Below are 20,187 nucleotides of genomic sequence, written 5' to 3'. Positions count from 1 at the left end.
ATCATATTGTTATATATATTCATCTAATAGTTAATATAGGAAACCATTTAATAAACTGTTTGCATGTGATTACTTAGCGTTATCAACTATTACCTTTGTATTTGTAGGGCTTAATAATGGTTAAGTGATGATTTATAGTGTTTTTTGCTTATTAAATTTTACTTCTCACCTCAACGCATATCCTTAGCAAATTGCAATATTTCCCTTATTTTACAGTCTATTTGTCCGTTATATGCATGTCCTATCCACTCTCTGCATAAATCTAATATCCATGATTAATCATGGATTGACCTATGCGTAACAAAAAAGATACAAATAAGAAACACAAAAAAGATAAAAACATTCTGATGTTGATTGGTGAGGTTAAAATGGCTGAGCGCTCGTTTGTACAAGAAGTTCAAAAATTACGACAAGGGCAAGGTGACGTTTTCAGCGGTGAAGGCATCCTTGCTGTAACAAAAGCATTACTAGAATCTGGTGTCTCTTATGTTGCCGGCTATCAAGGTGCACCAATATCTCACTTGATGGACGTTTTAGCTGATGCACAAGATATTTTATCTGAATACGGTATTCGTTTTGAAAATAGTGCTAGTGAAGCGACTGCTGCGGCAACACTTGCCGCTTCTGTTAACTATCCGCTACGCGGGGCTGTGACTTTCAAAGCAACTGTCGGTACTAACGTGGCGTCGGATGCCCTTGCGAACTTATCATCTGGTGGCGTATTAGGTGGCGCGCTGATTATCGTCGGTGAAGACTACGGTGAAGGATCGTCAATTATGCAGGAGCGTAGTCATGCTTTTGCTATGAAATCTCAAATGTGGTTGTTAGACCCTCGCCCCAATTTACCGTCGATTGTTCAAGCCGTAAAAGATGGTTTTGACCTTTCTGAAGCGAGTAATACTCCGGTTATGTTGCAAATGCGTATTCGCTCTTGCCATGTGCATGGTCAATTTGTTTGTGCTGATAATCAACATCCTAAATATACAGTTAAAGATGCACTCGAAAATCCAACTCGTGATGTCAGTCGGATAGTTCTACCGCCTGCGAGTTTTTTACACGAAAAAGAGAAAATTGCATCTCGTTGGCCAGCTGCAATCGAATTCATTAAACAGCGTGAGCTGAATGAGTTTTTTTCTGAAGATGCCGATGATGTGGGGATTGCATTACAAGGTGGTTGTTACAACACACTGATCCGCGCGTTGAATAAAATTGGGCTGGCGGATGTATTTGGTAACAGCCAAATTCCATTGTATGTCATGAACGTAGCATACCCATTAGTTGATGATGAGTTTGAACGTTTTTGCCGTAATAAAAAAGCCATATTAGTCCTAGAAGAAGGTCAGCCAAATTTTGTTGAGCAGAATGTCGCTAATATTTTGCGTCAGCGCGAAATTAGCACGGCATTGCACGGTAAAGATATGCTACCGATGGCGGGAGAATATAACACGGCAACCGTCTTGGCGGGTATTCGCTCCTTTTTTGAACGTTATGAAAAAATTGCACCACAAGTTAAAGCTGCCGCAAAACAAATTCGTATTCCAACTATTAATGTTGCAGCGCCACTAATTGAAGATTTAGAACCTGAGTATGTCAATGCCGCTGAACCAACTTTGGATGAGACTGTCCATGCGCGCCCACCAGGGTTTTGTACCGGTTGTCCTGAGCGGCCTATTTTTACTGCCATGAAATTGGTAGAACGCGAACTTGGTGAACATCACATCAGTGCTGATATTGGCTGTCATTTATTTTCGATTCTTCCTCCATTTAATTTAGGTAATACCACTATGGGTTATGGCCTTGGTGGGGCGGGTGCAGCGGCATTGAATGCAAAAGCTAGCAAACGAGCAATTTCTGTTATGGGGGATGGTGGTTTTTGGCATAACGGTTTAACCAGTGGGATTGCCAATAGTGTATTCAACCGTAGTGATAACTTAACTATCGTTATTGATAATAACTATACCTCAGCAACTGGTGGCCAAGATATTTTGTCATCGACTGCATTAAACCCAACTCGTAGTACAGGTCATGAAATTGAAAAAGCAGTGAAAGGGGTTGGTGTTAATTGGGTGAAAACAATTAAGCACACCTATGATCTTAAAACCATGACTAAAACATTGCGCGAAGCACTGACCACCAATGAAAGTGGGCCGAAAGTACTGATTGCGCAAAGTGAATGCATGTTGAATAAGCAGCGACGTGAAAAGAAAGTCGTTCGTAATAATATTGCAGCAGGTAAGCGGGTTGTTCGTGAACGTTTTGGTATTGATCCTGATACTTGCACGGGGGATCACTCCTGTATTCGTTTATCGGGTTGTCCATCGTTATCGATTAAACCAAGTCAAGACCCACTCAGAACAGATCCGGTCGCAACGGTGATGGACAGCTGTGTTGGCTGTGGTTTATGCGGTGAAGTTTCTCACGCCGCAGTGTTGTGTCCTTCTTTTTTTAAAGCTCAAATTATTACCAATCCAAATGGTTGGGATAAATTGCGCCACCGAGTTCGCGGTTGGTTCATTGGCTATTTACAACGTCGTGATTCACGTCGTCGTGAACAATTGAGTTTTTAAAGAGGCCTATATGACTGCTTATTCATCAACAATAAATTCATCAACGGCACATTCATCGTCAACAATGCAGTCGATGATCGCATTACAACCAATAAAAATCGCTATTTTAGCCATGGGCGGTGAAGGCGGCGGTGTACTCGCCGACTGGGTCGTCAATTTAGGCGAAGAAAACGGCTATTTTGCGCAAACGACCTCCGTGCCGGGTGTAGCACAGCGTACGGGTGCCACTATTTATTATGTTGAGTTATTTCCGGGTGCGGATAATCCGCAAACACCTACCCCTGTCTTGGCGCAAATGCCGATGCCCGGTGATGTTGATATTGTCCTTGCTTCTGAATTAATGGAAGCCGGTAGAGCGGTGCAACGTGGTTTTGTCACACCAGAGCGCACCACATTAATTAGTTCGACACATCGTGTTTATTCCATCACAGAAAAATCAGCGATGGGCGACGGGCGTGTCGATAGCAAAGCTTTAATACGTCATACAGGTCAAGCGGCTCGCCAATTTATTCATTTCGATATGGCTCAAGCGGCGCAAGACAGTGGCAGCGTGATCAGCGCTGTCTTATTTGGTGCCTTGTTTGGTTCTGGTGTATTGCCATTTAGCCGTGAACAATTTGAAGAAACTATTGTACGCGGTGGTGTCGGTGTAAAACCTAGTTTACGTGCTTTCACGCTTGGCGCTGAAAAAGCAGCGCAACCTGAAGAGGCTTATGTGTCTCCTGCTGCGCAACAGGTTGTTCATGCACCCAAAAATAAACTCGTTGCCGCATTATTGGCTCGTATTGAAACCGAATTTTCTTCTCATGTTCACTATTTAGCGATTGAAGGGGTTCGCAGGTTGATTGATTACCAAGACCCTGCATACGCCACTTTTTATTTAGAGCGGCTCAAAAAACTATTTGCCCAAGAAGGCGGCCAAGATGAGCGCTTGCAGCGTGCTCTTGTTCGTCATTTGGCACTTTGGATGTCTTATGAAGACACTATCCGTGTTGCTGATCTTAAAATTCGTGATAGCCGCTTTGCCCGAGTACGCAGCGAGGTACAGGCAAAAGATAACCAACTTTTGGACATAAATGAATTTATGCATCCACGTATTGAAGAAATTTGCGAGACGCTTCCCAACAATTTAGGTCGCTGGCTTATGCGTCCACATTGGTTTCACAAAGCGCTTCGCAAATTTGCACAAAAGGGCCGCACTATCACTACCAGTTCTCTCGGTGGGTTTTTACAGTTGTACCTACTGGCGGCTTGGCGGCGCGGAAGACGTTCAACTTTACGTTATCAATTAGAAAATAAGCGCATTGATAACTGGTTAATCGCCGTCGTTGACGCGGCTCGCACTAACCCTGCATTAGCCACGGAAATCGTGCAGTGCCAGAGAGTGGTTAAGGGCTATAGCGATACTCACGCACGAGGTTTGCGCAACTTTCAAACTTTAATGGAAATTGTTCAACGCCAAGGTAGCCAACTTTCACCCATTAATTTGCGAGAACTACGTGAAGCAGCACTTGCTGACGAACATGGCAACGAATTAAAAAAATGCCGCCAACGTTTGGCGATGGAATAAGGAAAATATCATGAGTCTGCTGAAATTTACTCGACCACATAAAATTCATTTCTCTGAGTGTGATCCGGCGGGAATTGTGTTTTATCCACAATATTTCGTGATGTTTAACAATCTATTAGAGCGTTGGATTGATGAGTTGATCCCCGAAGGTTTTGCTGGATACATCCTTGATCAACGCTTTGGATTACCTACGGTTCATCTAGAAGCTGAATTTAAAGCGGTTAGTCGCATGGGCGATAACGTGCAGCTTGAATTACAGGTAGAACGTATTGGTCGTAAATCGATAACGTTACGCCAAAGTTGTACCAGTTTAAGCGGTGAATTGCGTATGCAAGTTACGCAAACCTATGTCACAACTTCATTAGAAACGCATCAGTCGATAGCGATACCTGAAGCGCTTTATAACGCCTTAACCCAGCAACCGGTGTAACGGCACAAAGTCACAAAGGAGACATTCCATGAATATCGTTTGTATTGGCGGCGGTCCCGCAGGGCTTTATTTCGGGTTGCTGATGAAATTGCAAAATCCACAAAACCGTGTGGTGGTCGTTGAACGTAACCGTCCTTATGACACTTTTGGTTGGGGTGTCGTGTTCTCTGATGCAACGCTCAGTAATTTGCGCAAAGCCGATCCAGTTTGCGCAGAAACTATCTCCGCAGAATTTAGTCATTGGGATGATATCGATATTCATTTCAAAGGTACCTGCAATCGCAGTGGTGGTCATGGTTTCATTGGGATTGGACGTAAAAAATTACTCAATATTTTACAAGATAGATGTATTGAAGTCGGCGTTGAACTCGTTTTTGAAACCTTAGTTACGGACGATCAAGAAATTGCACTTCAGTATGATGCGGATCTACTGATTGCATCCGATGGGATCAATAGTGCAGTACGTACACGCTATGAAAATGTATTTAAGCCTGATATCGATCAGCGCCGTTGCCGCTTTGTTTGGCTAGGAACTAAGAAGATCTTCGATGCATTTACTTTTTTGTTCGCTGAAAATGAACATGGTTGGTTCCAAGTCCACGCCTATCAATTTGAAAAAGGGTTATCGACTTTTATCGTTGAAACAACGGAAGAAACGTGGCTCAAGGCGGGTATCGACCAAATGTCACAAGAGGATGGTATTGCTTATTGTGAAAAGCTATTTGCACCTTGGCTTGATGGAGAAAAATTGATTGCCAACGCAGCACACTTACGTGGCGCTGCCATTTGGATCCGCTTTCCTCGAGTCATTTGTGATAACTGGGTACATTGGACTACACCATCAAATGGTAAAGATGTACCGGTTGTCTTGATGGGAGATGCTGCACATACTGCACATTTTTCAATCGGTTCAGGGACTAAATTAGCCTTAGAGGATGCGATTGAACTTTGTGAAAGCTTGAAGGCAACCAACGGTGATTTACGCAAAGGATTAGCACACTATCAAAAAGTACGTAGCGTTGAAGTGTTTAAAATTCAAAATGCTGCGCGTAATTCTACTGAGTGGTTTGAAAATGTCAGCCGCTATGAAAACTTAGCACCAGAACAATTTGCATACTCATTATTAACCCGTTCTCAGCGTATTTCTCATGAGAATTTACGTACTCGTGATGCTAATTGGTTGAAAACCTATGAACAGTGGTTTGCACAGCAATCGGGGGTAATCTCTTCTGATAACCCAATCCCACCCATACTCACGCCTTATCGCTTACGTGATATCGAACTGAAAAACCGAGTTATTGCCTCGCCAACGATGCTTTATTGCGCAACCAACGGCGTAGTCAGTGATTTTCATTTGGTGCACTTAGGTAGCCGAGCACTCGGTGGGGCAAGTCTTATCATGACTGAAATGACGGCTATCGCACCCGATGCGCGTGCAACTCTTGGTTGCCCGGGTATTTGGAATGATGAGCAAGTCATCGCATGGAAAGCTGTGACTCAATTTGTGCATCAAAAAACGGATGCAAAAATCGGAATACAGTTAGGACATGCGGGGCGTCGTGGCTCAACTCAGCGTGGTTGGGAAAAAGAAAACTATCCATTAGCGAAAGATAATTGGCCGTTGGTTTCAGCGTCTGCATTGCCTTATTTACCTGATGTTTCTCAGATGCCATCAGAACTGAACGAAAAGCAAATGGCTGCAATTATCGATCAATTTGTTGCGGCAACAAGATGCGCAGATAGCGCGGGTTTTGATTGGTTAGAACTGCAAGCGGGTCATGGTTATTTACTTTCAAGTTTCATTTCACCGCTGACTAATCAACGTACGGATAACTACGGTGGAACGCTTGAAAATCGTTTACGTTTCCCGCTGGCGGTGATTCGTGCGGTCAGAAATGCATGGCCGCAAGGTAAACCACTTTCTGTTCGTATCTCTGCAACAGATTGGGTTGATGGCGGAACCACGGTTGATGAAGCGGTATTGATTGGGCAAGCCATGCATCAGGCTGGTGCCGATATGATTGATTGCTCCTCAGGAGAAGTTTCACCATTACAACAGCCTGTCTATGGGCGTATGTATCAAACACCAATGGCTGACCGTATTCGTAATGAAGGTTCAGTACCTGTTATTGCTGTTGGTGCTATCACTGATGCCGATCAGGTTAATAGCATTATCGCGTCAGGTCGTGCTGATTTATGTGCATTATCGCGTCCATTACTGGCAGATCCGGCATGGTTGCTTCATGAATGTGCCCGCCTTGGGTGGAATTCAGTCAGTTGGCCTGCACCTTATGAATATGGTCGCCAACAATTACTACAACAATCAAAAAACCGCTAAGCGCCTTAGCCGGATAGGAGGAAAACCTTATGAGTACTCAGTCCCATGATCAATACCGAGAAAGTGTCGCTGGACGTGCTGATGTTGAAGACACTCCCGAGCTGGTGGCGTATTACAAAGAGCTTGATGCATTAAAAACAGGTGCGTTATGGACTGTCGCTAACAAAATCGAGCCATGGCAGCCAAAATCGCAATCAGTGCCTGTGCTGTGGCGCTACCGTGAGTTACGTGAACATGTTTTACGTTCTGTTGAACTGGTTACACCAGAAAAAGCAGGGCGCCGAGTGATTTATTTAAATAACCCAGGGCGACAAGATGTTGCTGCCGCAGTGGGCTGGCTCTATTCAGGCTTACAAGTGATGCATCCGGGAGAAGCAGCATCTGCTCATGCGCATTCATCGTCGGCATTGCGTTTCATTATGGAGGGTCGCGGGGCTTATACCATCGTTGAAGGGCAAAAAATGATGTTAGAAGCTAACGATTTTGTCTTAACGCCTAATGGTACTTGGCATGAGCATGGCGTTGCCGATGATGGTTTACCGTGTATTTGGCAAGATGGTTTAGATATTCCATTAGTTAATGCGCTGGAAGCGGGTTTTTATAAAGTTCATCCAGATTTAAACCAAGTACAGACAAGGCCAATTGATTACCCCGTTGGCATGTGGGCAGGTACGGCTTTACGCCCACATAATATTGGTTGGGATAAACCGTATTCGCCCTTGTTTAAATATCAGTGGGGACCGACCTATGAAGCTTTACAGCGTGCTGCAAAAGTGGCGGATGGCTCTCCTTTTGATGATGTTCTCATGCATTACACCAATCCGCTAAGCGGGGGGCCTGTTATGCCAACGATTGGCGCGAGTATGCAACTTTTACGTCCTGGCTTTGTGGGGAAAGCTCATCGCCATACGGGAAGTTTTATTTATCAAGTGGCGAAAGGTCAAGGTTATTCAATTATTAATGGGCAGCGTTTTGATTGGCAAGAACGCGATATTTTTTGTGTGCCATCATGGATGTTCCATGAACACGTCAATACTTCGAACAACGATGACGCTTGTTTATTTTGCTTTAACGATTTGCCCGTTATGCATTCGCTTGGGCTCTATTACGAAGAAGCGCTGGCTGAGAATGATGGGCACCAGAAGATTATCAGCTGATCATTATACCCGTTGTGTTTCAAGTGTTGATGACCACTTGGCGCGAATTATTTTGGGTATGTTTTGATTATTTACATAAAGAATTTCTTTAAGTGACAAATTTGTTAGGTCAGTAAACCTAACTCAAGGAGAAGAATTATGCGTCTTATTACTTACCGTTCAGATATTACTGCTGCCGCACGTTTAGGTGCAATTGTTGATCAACAAGTGGTTGATTTAGCAAGATTGGCCGAAGAGCAAGGGCAGTATTTACCAGATAACATGTTGGATTTTATTGATTTAGGTCCACAAGGAGTACGTGCAGGCACTGAGCTACTCAATATTTATCAAGGGCAATTCCCAGCGGGGACGGCATGGCCGGTGCAGAATGTGAAGATTTTGGCGCCTATCCCTCGTCCGAGAAAAAATATTTTTGGGATTGGGCTTAACTATGTAGAGCACGTCGCTGAGTCTAGCCGAACGCTTGATACCTCAAAAGAGTTACCAAAAGAGCCCGTCATTTTTTCTAAGCCACCAACAACCGTGATCGGCCCTGGAGATGCGATTGAGCATAACAGCGCAATTACTCAACAGTTAGATTGGGAAGTTGAATTAGCGGTCATAATGGGAACTCGAGCAAAAAGCGTTTCTCATGATGATGCCCTGAGCTATGTCTTTGGTTATAGCTTAATGATTGATATGAGTGCGCGTGATTGTCGCCGTGCAGGTCAATGGATTTATTCGAAAGGCCAAGACACCTTCGCACCTTTTGGTCCTTGTATCGTCACAGCAGATGAGATCCCAGATCCACACACACTGAATCTCAGTTTGAAAGTAAATGGTGTGACTAAACAAGATTCAAATACACGTCATATGCTATTCAATGTAAATGCATTAATTGCAGATATCAGCAAAGGGATAACCTTAGAGCCGGGGGATATTATTGCGACGGGGACACCTGAAGGCGTTGGTGCGGGTCGTTCACCACAAGAGTGGGTGTGGCCAGGGGATGTGATTGAGGCATACGTCGAGAAAATTGGCGAGCTACGCCATCCCGTCGTTGCAATCTAATTGCAGTATCAACACCAAGGAGCGTGACTGATGTTAAATTTAGCGCAATTTAAAGCTGCGGCGGTGCAGGCCGCCCCCGTTTTCCTCGATACTGACGCAACCGTAGATAAAGTTTGTCGCTTGATTGAAGAAGCGGCAGATAACGGTGCAAAATTAGTGGCTTTTCCTGAAGTGTTTATTTCAGGATATCCTTATTGGAGTTGGGTCATGAACCCGATTGATGGCAGTCCATGGTTTGAAAAACTGTGTAAGTCAGCAATTGAAGTACCGGGGCCTGAAATTCAAAAGGTGGCTCAAGCGGCAGCTCGCCATCATATCAATGTGGTTATTGGCGTGAATGAGCGCAATCCTAATGGGGTTGCCACGTTATATAACACCTTAGTGACTATTTCAGATGAAGGTCGAATTCTTGGGCGTCATCGTAAATTGGTGCCGACATGGGCTGAAAAATTAACCTGGGCAAATGGTGATGCTTCATCGCTGAAAGTTCATCAAACCAGTGTTGGCCCCTTGGGTGCCTTGGCTTGTGGCGAAAATACCAATACATTGGCACGTTTTGCTTTGCTTGCACAAGGTGAGCTCGTCCATATCGCCAGCTATATTGCGTTACCTGTCGCACCGAAAGATTACGATATGGCAGAGGCTATCCGTTTGCGTGCCTCTGCTCATTGCTTTGAAGGGAAAGTTTTCACTATTGTTTCCTGCTCTACGGTTTCGCCAGAGATTATTGATGCTATGGCGGCAACACATCCAGAGTCTCGCGAATTATTAGCGCGCCCTAACAGTGCATTTTCAGGCATTATTGGTCCTGATGGTCGTGTTATCGGTGAGCCGTTGATTGATCAAGAAGGTATTGTTTATGCGGATATTGATTTAAATAAATGCATTGCACCACGCCAAATGCATGACATTACCGGACACTATAATCGTTTTGATATTTTTGATTTACAGGTTAATCGTCGTCCTTTAACGGCTGCTCGTTTTCATCATGATGGACAAGATGAAGATGAACTTAACCCATTTACACCATCAGATGATAATTCATTGGAGAAAGGCCTATGAGCCACGGACGCATTTTTCGTATCGGGCAGATAGTGCCCTCATCAAATACCACGATGGAAACGGAGATCCCTGCCATTTTACGTGCACGTGAAGCGTTGTTTTCAGAGCGTTTTACTTTTCATTCTAGCCGTATGCGTATGCAGAAAGTCACCAAAGATGAACTCGCTAAAATGGACTCAGACAGCGACCGCTGTGCGATTGAATTATCAGATGCTGCGGTTGATGTGCTTGGCTATGCTTGTTTAGTGGCGATTATGAGTATGGGTAAAGGGTATCACCGAGTATCAGAAAAACGCTTATTTCAGCGCACTGTAGATAACGGTCATCCTGCACCCGTTGTGACCAGTGCTGGTGCATTAGTCGATGGCTTACATGCGATTGGTGCGAAAAAAGTGTCTATTTTGACGCCTTACATGAAGCCGTTGACGCAATTAGTGATCGATTATATTGAAAGCGAAGGGATCGAAGTTGTTGATAGTATCTCATTAGAGATCCCCGATAATCTGGAAGTGGGTCGCCAAAACCCATTAGCACCGGTTGAAATTACGAAGAAACTTAATACTAACGTCGATGTCATCGTGGCTTCTGCTTGCGTACAAATGCCATCATTACCTTCAATTCAGTTGATTGAGGATCGAGTGGGTTTACCCGTATTATCCTCATCGGTTGCAACAACCTACATGATGTTGAAAAAATTAGGTTTAGACACACGAGTTGATGGCTTCGGTTCGTTACTTAGTGGAAAGTTTTAACTAAATTATGTTAAGAGTTAAGTTTCCTTCTGCTACTCTTCTAGTAACAAATGCAATAATGCATCAAGAGAGGCAAGAGGGCGAGATGTCAGATTCAAAAGTCTTTGTTGATAATTATCTACCTGCCCTATTGGGGCAGGCATGGATGTTAGTTTCATCTGAATTTCATGCGGTTGTTGAGGCTCATGGTTTATCTGTCTTAGAATGGCGTGTACTTTCAACCCTTGCCAATAATGGCTCTATGGGGATCACTGAGCTTTCACAAAAAACAGTGAGTAAACAACCCACTATTACCCGAGTGCTACAGCGATTAGAGCAACAAGGGCATGTGATTAGACATAATAATCACAGTGGTAGTGATCGACGCGTTACTTTAGTGAGTGTTACTTCAAGTGGTATGCAGTTAGTTGAAGGGTTACTGGTTGAGGCTCAGCTACATGAACAGGCGGTGCTTGCTCCATTAGGGGCTAGAAAAAGAAAAATGCTAAAACAAGTACTACAAGAGCTTATCGAACGTCATTCAGTTGATATAAATAAGGTCGATAAAAATGTAACTGAGCAAAATGATCTTGAATAAGATTCTCTTGAAAACGACAAACTAGTCAAATAATGACGGTTTGGTGCGACTATTGATTGCACTCGCTAGATTGTAAGATAAAAAATGAATATGATTTTTAATATCAATAAGATATAAATAAATAATATTAGAGAGGGTAGAGCGGATAATATCTTGTAACACAATGATTGATATGGTTGTTTCTGATTTCTTTATTTTTTTTATCTCATCATAAATTGCGACTTTACATTGATTCAATTTATCTATTTACTGATCATCAATGATTAGCTAAACATGGAGCAATCGATGTCGGTAGTGACACTTGTACTCGTTTTTTTATTAGCCGTTGTTGTGAGCGTATTTGTCTCACGCTTGCTAAAAGATATTATCCCATTACCCCTTATTCAGATAGCGTTGGGTGCAGGGTTATCTCTGTTCGGATTTACGGTTGAGTTTGAACCTCATTTATTCCTATTTTTATTTATTCCGCCACTGCTCTTTCTTGATGGTTGGCGCATTCCAAAAGAAGCGCTATTTCAAGAGATCAAACCCATTATGTCACTGGCAATTGGTTTGGTTGTCGTTACAGTTATCGGTATGGGTTTCTTCATCCATTGGTTGATCCCTGCGATTTCATTGGCCGTCGCGTTTGCATTGGCGGCAATATTGTCACCCACAGACCCAGTTTCTGTCTCTGCGATGACAGTAAATTCCCCTCTTCCATCACGTATGGCTCATATTCTTGAAGGTGAATCGTTGCTCAATGATGCAACAGGGCTAGTATGTTTTGGTTTTGCGGTGTTAGCGGCCACAACGGGTGTCTTCTCTTTAGTTTCAGCTGCGGGCCAGTTTGTAGTGGTGGCTGTTGGCGGGATTTTAGTGGGCTTATTGGTCGCGTGGGCAATAGGTTGGTTAAATCAATTTTTAGTTAAGCGTACGGGTGAAGAACCTGCTATTCAGATAATGATCAGCTTGTTAATGCCATTTACCGCTTATCTGGTCGCTGAACATTTACTTGTTTCTGGGATTTTAGCTGCGGTGGTTGCGGGTATCGCAATGCACTATGAAAAAATTGCAGGTCGTATGCAAGCGGCAACCCGTATGCAAAGTAAAGCGGTTTGGGATACGGTACAAACTGCATTGAATGGTATGATTTTTATCTTATTGGGCGAGCAGCTGCCGGGTATGTGGACAAACATGCCACAGGTCGCTGAGGCCGCGGGAGCGAGCCACCCATGGATGTTGTTTGTCTATGTTGCGGTGATAACTATTACGTTGGCAATACTACGATTCAGTTGGGTATGGATTTCAATGACATTAACCGTCTTCCATAATCGCCGCCGTGGTAAAGAAGCTGACGTAATGCATATTCGCATGATGGCGATTATGGCAACCGCAGGGGTTCGGGGCGCAATTACTTTGGCGGGTATTTTAACGCTGCCATTATTGATGCCTGATGGTTCCTTGTTCCCAAATCGAGATGTTGCTATCTTTTTAGCTATGGGTGTTATTTTGTGTTCATTACTGATTGCCAGTATTGCACTGCCTATTTTGACTAAAGGATTAGTACAAGACTTACCTTATGATAATGACGAAATTCGTGCACGTTTGGCGCTAAATGAAGCTGCAATGGCACATTTACGCGAGTTAATGAATCATCCGTCGGAAGATATGGATGAAATCGCGATGCGGACAGAAGTTGGTGCTCAGTTATTAGAGATCTATGGTAGACGATTAGATAACTCAGATGAAACTGAGTCAGATGTCTTTGATTTACATAAGATGATTGATATGGAGCGCAATATGTCTCGTTCAGCGCTTAAAGCTAAGCGTGATGCTCTATATCAAATGCGTAAAGGTAAAAATATTAATGAACGTGTTTATCATCGTTTGCGTGATGAGCTTGATTTAAAAGAAGAAACATTAAATCATCATAAAAATAATAAACACTAATTAGTCTTGAGTTTTATGATTAGAACGGTCAGAGAGATGTTGTGCTCTGGCCGTTTTTTATTTATAAGTTATTACAAATAATCTTTTTTAATTGGACGAGCTCACATAATTCTTTCTGAGATTTTTTGCACTATTTATAATTTATTTTGGGTTCATATTTAATATTTTTACTATTTAAGCGGTATTTTTGGTCATTTAATCTTCTTATTATAGTATTAAAAGTATCAACTATGACTCTTTTAGAGGTTATAATTCATCCGTATTATCAATTGAATTTGACAACCAACATTGAATTGATAATGTATTAGTTAATTGTTTTTAGGAAAAATTATGTCATCGTTTGTCGCTTATTCAGTTGTGATTATTACCATCACTTAGTGGTGGGGATAAGCTGCATTCTAAACCCGCCAGATAGGCGGGTTTTTTGTTCCTGTCTGGTTAATTGTCAGTAGGAGTTATTTATGTGTTCAATGAAAAATGGCCAGAAATTAGCATCTGACCCCGAGTGTAATCTACAACCAACGGATACTCTTGAGGAGATGATTCAAATGATCAGTGATGCAAGATTGCATTTTTTATGCGGTAAAATTGCATCGGGAAAATCAACCTTATCAAGCAAGTTGGCGAAGCGCCCTCAAACTATCGTACTCAATGAAGATGAGTGGCTGACAAAATTATATCCGGGTGAAATTACTGAACTCGCTCATTATGTTGAAAAAGGCACGTTAATTAAAACGTTGTTAGAAAATCACATTAAACAGCTTATCAGTGCGGGACTCACCGTGGTAATGGATTTCCCAGCTAATACACCAACACAGCGGAAATGGTTGAAATCACTGGCAGAAGTATCGGCTGTTCCATATGTTTTTCACGTATTATCGGTTGATAATGATGAGTGCAAAAAAAGATTAGTGGCGCGTAACTTAACGGGTGAAAACCCATTTAAAACGTCTGAGGCAGCATTTGATTTGATAACCAAACATTTTTCCTATCCCGATAGTCAGGAACAGCTCGTGTGTAAATTTTATTAATGAGCTAATAATGAGTTTGAGCGGCTGATTGTCTATGCCTATAGTATCAGTCGCTTCAACGGGTAAGCTGTGAATCATTATTTAGGGCGATACATTTTAACCTTCTGTTGCTGTTCTATCCAATAATAATCTGCCGGTCCACCTGCACGCAGTAAGGGTTTTTGTTGCGCACTATCATATAATCCATTTTCTAATGTTGATTCATCAATATGCACCATAACTACCTCTCCCATAACCATCCAAGTATCGAGTAGATGTCCACTCGCATTTTTAAGTTGTTGGTATTGTGTCACGACACATTCCATCGAGACTGGCGTCTGAGCAATACGAGGTGGTGTAACTATTGTTGAAGGGAGGGTAGATAATTGCGTTAAAGCAAACTCACTTTCACCTCGTTCTAATGTTGCGCTACTCATATTCACTTGCTCACTAAGCTCTAGCGTTGCAAGGTTATAAACAAATTCGCCAGTTTCAATTGCATTGGTAACGGAGTCTTTTTTTCCGACACTTGAGAAAACGAGAATCGGTGGTGAGTAATTAAAAATATTGAAGAAACTGTAGGGTGCGAGATTAGTTCTTCCTGACTTGTCGCAAGTCGATATCCAGCCAATAGGGCGAGGGGCAATTAGGGATGGGATTGGATCATGGGGCAAGCCATGGCCAAGGGTGGGCTGGTAACTATAAAATTTAATTGTCATTAATTTCTCCTTTTATTCTATTTTAATGGATAACAACATAAGAAGTAGAGTCAAAAAGTGAAAAATGCAGTCAGTGTATAGAGTTAGCATTAAATGGATAACTAATTATATTAATTAGCTTAATTAACAGTTAATAATTATTTTATATCAAATAATTATATCTTGTAATTAATTTTATAGATGTATTGCACTTTTTAATTTAACTTTGGCTGAGCGTTGCTCTTACTCAAATATTGTGTTGGTATGATTTATTTAATATTGTTTTTTATTTTTCCTGAAATTTTAAACTGATTTTTAATTGTTATTTATAAGATAATAGTTTCATTTTGATAATAAATAATAACTGTGATATCGGTCGCATTAAATAATATAATTAAATGATTTTTTTATTATACTATGATTTTTATTTGTTTTTTATAGCATTGATTTTTATATGTATTATTATTTTTTTTATTTTTCCATATGTCTATTTATTATTATTCGATAGATATTGGCTATTGAATTATGTCTATTCGATCGATACAAACGTATTTACAGGTTGAATTGATAATTTTATATTTTGATAAGGTTATATTTATTTTAATTTCAAGTTTGTTCGTTTTTTAAAAATTAAATTTATTCTTAATTTATTTTTAATCGTTTATTAATGGCTATTAAATGATTTTAAATTATTATTTATTGGTTTCTAATATGATGAAAAATAATATTCTATTACGTAAAGATATTGGTTCTTTTTTAAGATCTGCAAGAATAAATAAATCACTAACTGGATTGCAGTTAGGCGAAATTTTACATGTTAGTCAACAACAAATATCCCGCTATGAAAGAGGAGAAACAAGTATCAATATTGAGACATTAGATATTTTATTGGCAGTATTAGATAAAGACTGGCCAGATTTTTTTTTCCAAGTTTTGGCGAATTACTCTGAAGAAATTGCCGATATGAAGATGCAAAATGATTTTATTTTTCTAAATTAAATTTGTTTAATTTCAATGAATTATTTTTTAAATAATATTCAGATTACTGATTTTTATTTTATATGATGTCTATTTATTAAATATTGAAGTGTTAAATAAATATGAAATTTACACGATTAATTTTTTGATGGTGTATTTATTTTCAATCAAATTTTTAATTAAAAGGATAAACGGATGAAATTAATTAAATTAGCGCTAATAACAGCTTTTACGGTATCAACTCTATCTTTCAGTGCCATGAGTGAAAATGCAGGAACACTTGATTTTACTGGAACGGTCGTGAGCTCTCCTTGTAATATCGCTCAATCTTCCTTGAAGCAAGTTATTGATTTTGGGCAATTATCTAGGCGAGCTCTTGAAAATGGTAGAGTTGCTGAGGTTGATTTTGATATTAAATTTACAGGTTGTGACTTTACTGATTTCAATAAGGATTCCAGCGGAAAACCCATGGTAGTTAAATCGATGGAGCTAGTTTTTACAGGGCAACGTTACGCCGATCTTACCAATACATTACTGTCTACTTCTGCGGGCAATACTAATAATGTTGGGATAGGCATTGATGGTTTTGAATTCGGTAAAGCGAAAGATGTTTTACCACTGATTATTAATAAAAAAGGGGATAACACATTATCGTTTAAAGCATTAGCAAAAGCGGTTGATACGACTAAGGATGTTGCTGAAGGTAAATTTAATGCCACATCCAATTTCCGCATTACTTACCAATAATGATGTTGGATGCCCGTCAGTCTATATCTGGCGGGTAATAAGCGGATGAATGGAGGAGATTATGATTGTTTATCAAAATCTTGGGAGACGCATAGCGCTGTTAGTAATTATTTATATTTTTACGAGTTCTACTGCGCATTCAGTTAAAAAATTAAATTTTCAAGGTATCGATATGCTGACGTTGATCATGGGGAGTGTTATTGCCACGCCATGTTCGATCGTGATGGAAAATCGTTATCAGACTATTAATTTCTCATCACTGACACTCACTATGCTATCTACTGAGACTGCTCGAGAGTTACATAATCAGCCCTTTATCATTGAACTACGTGATTGTGGCAGCGCATTTTCTTCTTTGGATCATAAAACTTGGACCATACGTTTTATGGGACACAGCGCGGAATATATTCATGCTTTTGTATTACAGGGGGCTTCCCAAGGGTTAGGGGTTTCTGTACTGGATGACTCGCTCAATATTCTCGTTCCTGGGCAAAATTACCCATTATCTAACAATGTATTACGGCAAAGTAAATCGGGACAAACACTCTTTTTACGCTATTTCTTACGTTTAGAGCTGACAGGGCAACCTATTGAAGCTGGCAGCTATCAAGGGCTAATCCGTTTTTTCATCGATTATCAATAAAACATATATAGATATTTTGGCGAAATTCTCTTTTTGGGGAAGCATTCTTATCGTATTTGGGATGGTATAGAGCATGACGTTCATATTTAGCTTCAAATATAAAAAAATCAGACTGGTTGTTGTGTTCGCGCTTAGCATTATTTCATGGGCCGTTTATGGTACTGAATTTAATACGGAAATGTTGGATGCCGAAGATATTCAAAATATTGATATGAGCCAGTTTTCCGTTGCGGGATATGTACCCCCCGGCGACTATGTTTTGACTATTTTTGTTAATGGCTTACGTTTAGGGGCTCCTCGTGAGGTCTCCGTTTATAAAGATCCCGCTAATCCTCTCTCTGTTTTAAAACATTCAATTTATAAGCAAAAACAGCCGACAGCAGGATTTTCTCAGACGATCTGTATTTCCCCTGATTTACGCGATTTAATGGGATTAAAAAGTAGTGCAATGGAAAAATTAATGACTTCTCATGAAGGGAAATGCCTTGATTTTTCTGCATTAACTGGGGCTCAGTTAAAAGTAGAACTTGCCACATTATCATTAAAAATCACGATCCCTCAAGTTTGGATGGAATATCGAGACCCTTTTTGGGTGCCTCCTGCACTATGGGAAGAGGGGATGAACGGGGGATTTATTGATTATAATGTTAACGCATCAGCAACGAAGGAAAACGAAGGAACTAAGCGTGTTTATTTATCCACCAATGGAACTTCAGGGATAAATATAGGTGCTTGGCGTTTGCGGGGTGATTTCAATGCAACGTATCAAAAGCAGCGGGGTGGATATTACCCTCAAGAAGCACATCAATTTGATTTTACAAGGTTATATGCTTTCACCTCATTAAAAGAGTCAGCCGCTATCCTAACATTGGGAGAAAACTATTTTTATTCTGACATTTTTGAGTCTTGGCAATATAGCGGACTTTCTCTTGAAAGCGATGATCGCATGTTGCCACCTAAATTGGTGGGATATGCTCCTGAAATCATAGGTGTTGCAAATACTAATGCCATTGTGATTGTGCGTAGCCAAGATAGAGTTATTTCAGAAACGGCTGTTCCGCCTGGACCATTTCGTATTCAAACGTTAGATAGCGGAGTTAGGGGGGTATTGGATGTCACGGTACGAGAAGAAAATGGCGAAGAAAAAAAATTCAGCATAAGCACCGCATCATTGCCTTATTTAACCCGTCCGGGGCGGGTAGTCTATAAATTGGCAGCAGGTAAAACGCGTTACAATAATCGTCATCTCACCGGTGAACCTGTTATTAGCAGCGAACTTTCTTATGGCGTATCAAACGCGTGGTCTTTATATGGAGGTAGCCAATTAAATACTGACTACCAAAGTGTTGCACTAGGAATTGGACGTGATTTATTTGCAGTTGGAGCTGTATCAATCGATATAACGCAATCATTTGCACAGTTCACAGATGACAGATTACAAGGCCGTTCTTATCGGCTTAATTATGCAAAATCATTTGATGATGTACGTACTGATATTACTTTTGCGGGTTATCGTTTTGCGGATAAAGAATATCGGACATTAAATCAGTTTATGGATGAAGATAGAACCAAACAAGTAACACGGGCGGCGAAAGAAAACTATCAAGTTTATCTTAATAAGTATTTTGATCATTTTAATCTCTCAATGAATTATCAATACAGCACTTATTGGCAGGGTGACCCTCAAACTCAATATGGTCTATACGCCAATACTAATATAAGTTTTCCTCAGTTATCTCAACATAATGCCAATGTTTCTTTATCGGCGACTAGAACAGAACGTGATAATGGTTATGAAGATGACGCAATTAATTTGTATTTAACAATCCCTTTGTATAGCGGTCATAGTTTGACTTTTTCTGAGCTTTATTCACGTTCAGCGGGTAATAACCAATTTAATCATAATGTGGGTTATAGCGGTTATGGGGATCAAGAAAATTATAATCTCAATATGGGATATAACCATGGGCAGAATATAGATAGCCAATCTAGTTTCAGTGGTTTTTATTCAAAAGATTTATCCCAAGCCAATATTTCTGCTAATGCCAGCTATGTTCCTCATCAATATCACAGTATCGGCGCATCAATAAATAGCGGTATCACATTGACCTCTAAAGGCGTAGCGCTGCATCGCTCCGCGAATGGTGACACACGTTTGATGGTCGATACGCCAAATGTTAGTGGAGTGCCTCTTGATAATGGCGTGATTAAAACCAATGCCTTTGGCCTAGCCGTTATTCCTAATGTGAATAGTTATCGTAAATCAACTGCATCAATTAATACCAGTAAGTTACCCGACAATATAGAAACGCTAGATTCAACTATTGATATCACTCTCACTAAAGGGGCGATTGGTTATCGCAGTTTTTCTGTGCTGCAAGGGGAAAAGTTGTTTGCGATTTTGAGACTGAATAATGGCAAAACGCCACCTTTTGGTGCGAGTGTGCGTAATGATGAAAACCAAGAGTTGGGTATTGTGGGGGAGGATGGTGTGACATGGATAGTTGGAGTGTCTTTACAAGAAAAACTGTCTGTTTATTGGCATAACCAAAAACAGTGCGAACTTGTATTACCTGAAAAACGCCATCCAACGTCAGATATGCTTTTGTTACCTTGCACGCCAGAAAACACACCGGCTCGAGTATTCGAAAGCTAAGTAATATTTTGCATCTAATT

The 20,187-nt window shown here is 40.8% G+C and carries 16 protein-coding genes; 15 read left to right on the top strand and 1 reads right to left on the bottom strand.

What is annotated here, in order from left to right; genetic code table 11:
• The first annotated feature begins 368 nt into the window (after nt 1-368).
• The 11 genes from DD649_RS17070 to DD649_RS17020 all read left to right on the top strand — a co-directional run bounded on the left by DD649_RS17070 (nt 369) and on the right by DD649_RS17020 (nt 14,466).
• On the top strand, nt 369-2,567 hold the full coding sequence (locus DD649_RS17070; protein ID WP_336430998.1) for an indolepyruvate ferredoxin oxidoreductase subunit alpha: 2,199 nt from the start codon (nt 369-371) through the stop codon (nt 2,565-2,567).
• A 10-nt stretch (nt 2,568-2,577) separates the two neighbouring features.
• Nucleotides 2,578-4,137 carry an indolepyruvate oxidoreductase subunit beta family protein gene (locus tag DD649_RS17065; RefSeq protein ID WP_294109776.1) on the top strand — a complete coding sequence of 520 codons (1,560 nt, stop codon included), beginning with the start codon at nt 2,578-2,580 and terminating at the stop codon, nt 4,135-4,137.
• Between the two features lie 10 nt (nt 4,138-4,147).
• Nucleotides 4,148-4,567 carry a thioesterase family protein gene (locus tag DD649_RS17060; RefSeq protein WP_294109774.1) on the top strand — a complete coding sequence of 140 codons (420 nt, stop codon included), beginning with the start codon at nt 4,148-4,150 and terminating at the stop codon, nt 4,565-4,567.
• A 28-nt stretch (nt 4,568-4,595) separates the two neighbouring features.
• Entirely contained in the window at nt 4,596-6,905 is a 2,310-nt protein-coding gene (locus tag DD649_RS17055) for a bifunctional salicylyl-CoA 5-hydroxylase/oxidoreductase (RefSeq protein WP_294109770.1), read from the top strand.
• Nucleotides 6,906-6,934: 29 nt separating this feature from the next.
• Nucleotides 6,935-8,062 carry a cupin domain-containing protein gene (locus tag DD649_RS17050; protein ID WP_336430991.1) on the top strand — a complete coding sequence of 376 codons (1,128 nt, stop codon included), beginning with the start codon at nt 6,935-6,937 and terminating at the stop codon, nt 8,060-8,062.
• 138 nt (nt 8,063-8,200) lie between these two features.
• A complete protein-coding gene (locus tag DD649_RS17045; protein WP_294109766.1) occupies nt 8,201-9,112 on the top strand; it encodes a fumarylacetoacetate hydrolase family protein in 912 nt (303 codons plus the stop codon).
• A gap of 30 nt (nt 9,113-9,142) precedes the next feature.
• Nucleotides 9,143-10,174 carry a carbon-nitrogen hydrolase family protein gene (locus tag DD649_RS17040; RefSeq protein WP_336430990.1) on the top strand — a complete coding sequence of 344 codons (1,032 nt, stop codon included), beginning with the start codon at nt 9,143-9,145 and terminating at the stop codon, nt 10,172-10,174.
• A complete protein-coding gene (locus tag DD649_RS17035) occupies nt 10,171-10,926 on the top strand; it encodes an Asp/Glu racemase (RefSeq protein ID WP_294109762.1) in 756 nt (251 codons plus the stop codon). The genes DD649_RS17040 and DD649_RS17035 overlap by 4 nt, the downstream gene beginning before the upstream one ends.
• 85 nt (nt 10,927-11,011) lie before the next feature.
• Nucleotides 11,012-11,503 carry a MarR family transcriptional regulator gene (locus DD649_RS17030; RefSeq protein WP_294109758.1) on the top strand — a complete coding sequence of 164 codons (492 nt, stop codon included), beginning with the start codon at nt 11,012-11,014 and terminating at the stop codon, nt 11,501-11,503.
• Nucleotides 11,504-11,788: 285 nt separating this feature from the next.
• Nucleotides 11,789-13,435 (top strand): Na+/H+ antiporter, encoded by a 1,647-nt coding sequence (locus tag DD649_RS17025; RefSeq protein WP_294109756.1) that lies wholly within the window; start codon nt 11,789-11,791, stop codon nt 13,433-13,435.
• A gap of 461 nt (nt 13,436-13,896) precedes the next feature.
• The gene (locus DD649_RS17020) at nt 13,897-14,466 is read left to right on the top strand and encodes an ATP-binding protein (protein ID WP_294109755.1); all 570 of its coding nucleotides are present in this window, start codon (nt 13,897-13,899) and stop codon (nt 14,464-14,466) included.
• Nucleotides 14,467-14,543: 77 nt separating this feature from the next.
• Here DD649_RS17020 and DD649_RS17015 read toward each other — a convergent pair whose 3' ends face one another.
• Nucleotides 14,544-15,164, bottom strand: coding sequence for a flavin reductase family protein (locus tag DD649_RS17015; RefSeq protein ID WP_294109754.1), 621 nt, complete (start codon nt 15,162-15,164; stop codon nt 14,544-14,546).
• 690 nt (nt 15,165-15,854) lie between these two features.
• Between DD649_RS17015 and DD649_RS17010 the strand changes: the two genes are divergently transcribed.
• The 4 genes from DD649_RS17010 (at nt 15,855) to DD649_RS16995 (ending at nt 20,167) form a co-directional block, all read left to right on the top strand.
• Nucleotides 15,855-16,142 (top strand): helix-turn-helix transcriptional regulator, encoded by a 288-nt coding sequence (locus DD649_RS17010; protein ID WP_294109752.1) that lies wholly within the window; start codon nt 15,855-15,857, stop codon nt 16,140-16,142.
• 174 nt (nt 16,143-16,316) lie between these two features.
• Complete coding sequence (locus DD649_RS17005; RefSeq protein WP_294109750.1) at nt 16,317-16,868, top strand: fimbrial protein; 552 nt, start codon at nt 16,317-16,319, stop codon at nt 16,866-16,868.
• A gap of 61 nt (nt 16,869-16,929) precedes the next feature.
• A complete protein-coding gene (locus tag DD649_RS17000) occupies nt 16,930-17,511 on the top strand; it encodes a fimbrial protein (RefSeq protein WP_294109748.1) in 582 nt (193 codons plus the stop codon).
• A 73-nt stretch (nt 17,512-17,584) separates the two neighbouring features.
• Nucleotides 17,585-20,167 (top strand): fimbria/pilus outer membrane usher protein, encoded by a 2,583-nt coding sequence (locus DD649_RS16995; RefSeq protein ID WP_294109746.1) that lies wholly within the window; start codon nt 17,585-17,587, stop codon nt 20,165-20,167.
• Nucleotides 20,168-20,187: the final 20 nt, after the last annotated feature.

This window comes from Providencia sp., from assembly GCF_003533305.1.
Classification (GTDB): Bacteria; Pseudomonadota; Gammaproteobacteria; order Enterobacterales; family Enterobacteriaceae; genus Providencia.
Note: the sequence above shows the minus strand (reverse complement) of the source record. Positions and strands in the feature narration are given on the sequence as shown.

Coding starts and splice junctions, on each gene's coding strand:
- DD649_RS17070 (WP_336430998.1), top strand. CDS start 369: ATGGCTGAGCGCTCGTTTGTACAAGAAGTTCAAAAATTACGACAAGGG.
- DD649_RS17065 (WP_294109776.1), top strand. CDS start 2,578: ATGACTGCTTATTCATCAACAATAAATTCATCAACGGCACATTCATCG.
- DD649_RS17060 (WP_294109774.1), top strand. CDS start 4,148: ATGAGTCTGCTGAAATTTACTCGACCACATAAAATTCATTTCTCTGAG.
- DD649_RS17055 (WP_294109770.1), top strand. CDS start 4,596: ATGAATATCGTTTGTATTGGCGGCGGTCCCGCAGGGCTTTATTTCGGG.
- DD649_RS17050 (WP_336430991.1), top strand. CDS start 6,935: ATGAGTACTCAGTCCCATGATCAATACCGAGAAAGTGTCGCTGGACGT.
- DD649_RS17045 (WP_294109766.1), top strand. CDS start 8,201: ATGCGTCTTATTACTTACCGTTCAGATATTACTGCTGCCGCACGTTTA.
- DD649_RS17040 (WP_336430990.1), top strand. CDS start 9,143: ATGTTAAATTTAGCGCAATTTAAAGCTGCGGCGGTGCAGGCCGCCCCC.
- DD649_RS17035 (WP_294109762.1), top strand. CDS start 10,171: ATGAGCCACGGACGCATTTTTCGTATCGGGCAGATAGTGCCCTCATCA.
- DD649_RS17030 (WP_294109758.1), top strand. CDS start 11,012: ATGTCAGATTCAAAAGTCTTTGTTGATAATTATCTACCTGCCCTATTG.
- DD649_RS17025 (WP_294109756.1), top strand. CDS start 11,789: ATGTCGGTAGTGACACTTGTACTCGTTTTTTTATTAGCCGTTGTTGTG.
- DD649_RS17020 (WP_294109755.1), top strand. CDS start 13,897: ATGTGTTCAATGAAAAATGGCCAGAAATTAGCATCTGACCCCGAGTGT.
- DD649_RS17015 (WP_294109754.1), bottom strand. CDS start 15,164: ATGACAATTAAATTTTATAGTTACCAGCCCACCCTTGGCCATGGCTTG.
- DD649_RS17010 (WP_294109752.1), top strand. CDS start 15,855: ATGATGAAAAATAATATTCTATTACGTAAAGATATTGGTTCTTTTTTA.
- DD649_RS17005 (WP_294109750.1), top strand. CDS start 16,317: ATGAAATTAATTAAATTAGCGCTAATAACAGCTTTTACGGTATCAACT.
- DD649_RS17000 (WP_294109748.1), top strand. CDS start 16,930: ATGATTGTTTATCAAAATCTTGGGAGACGCATAGCGCTGTTAGTAATT.
- DD649_RS16995 (WP_294109746.1), top strand. CDS start 17,585: ATGACGTTCATATTTAGCTTCAAATATAAAAAAATCAGACTGGTTGTT.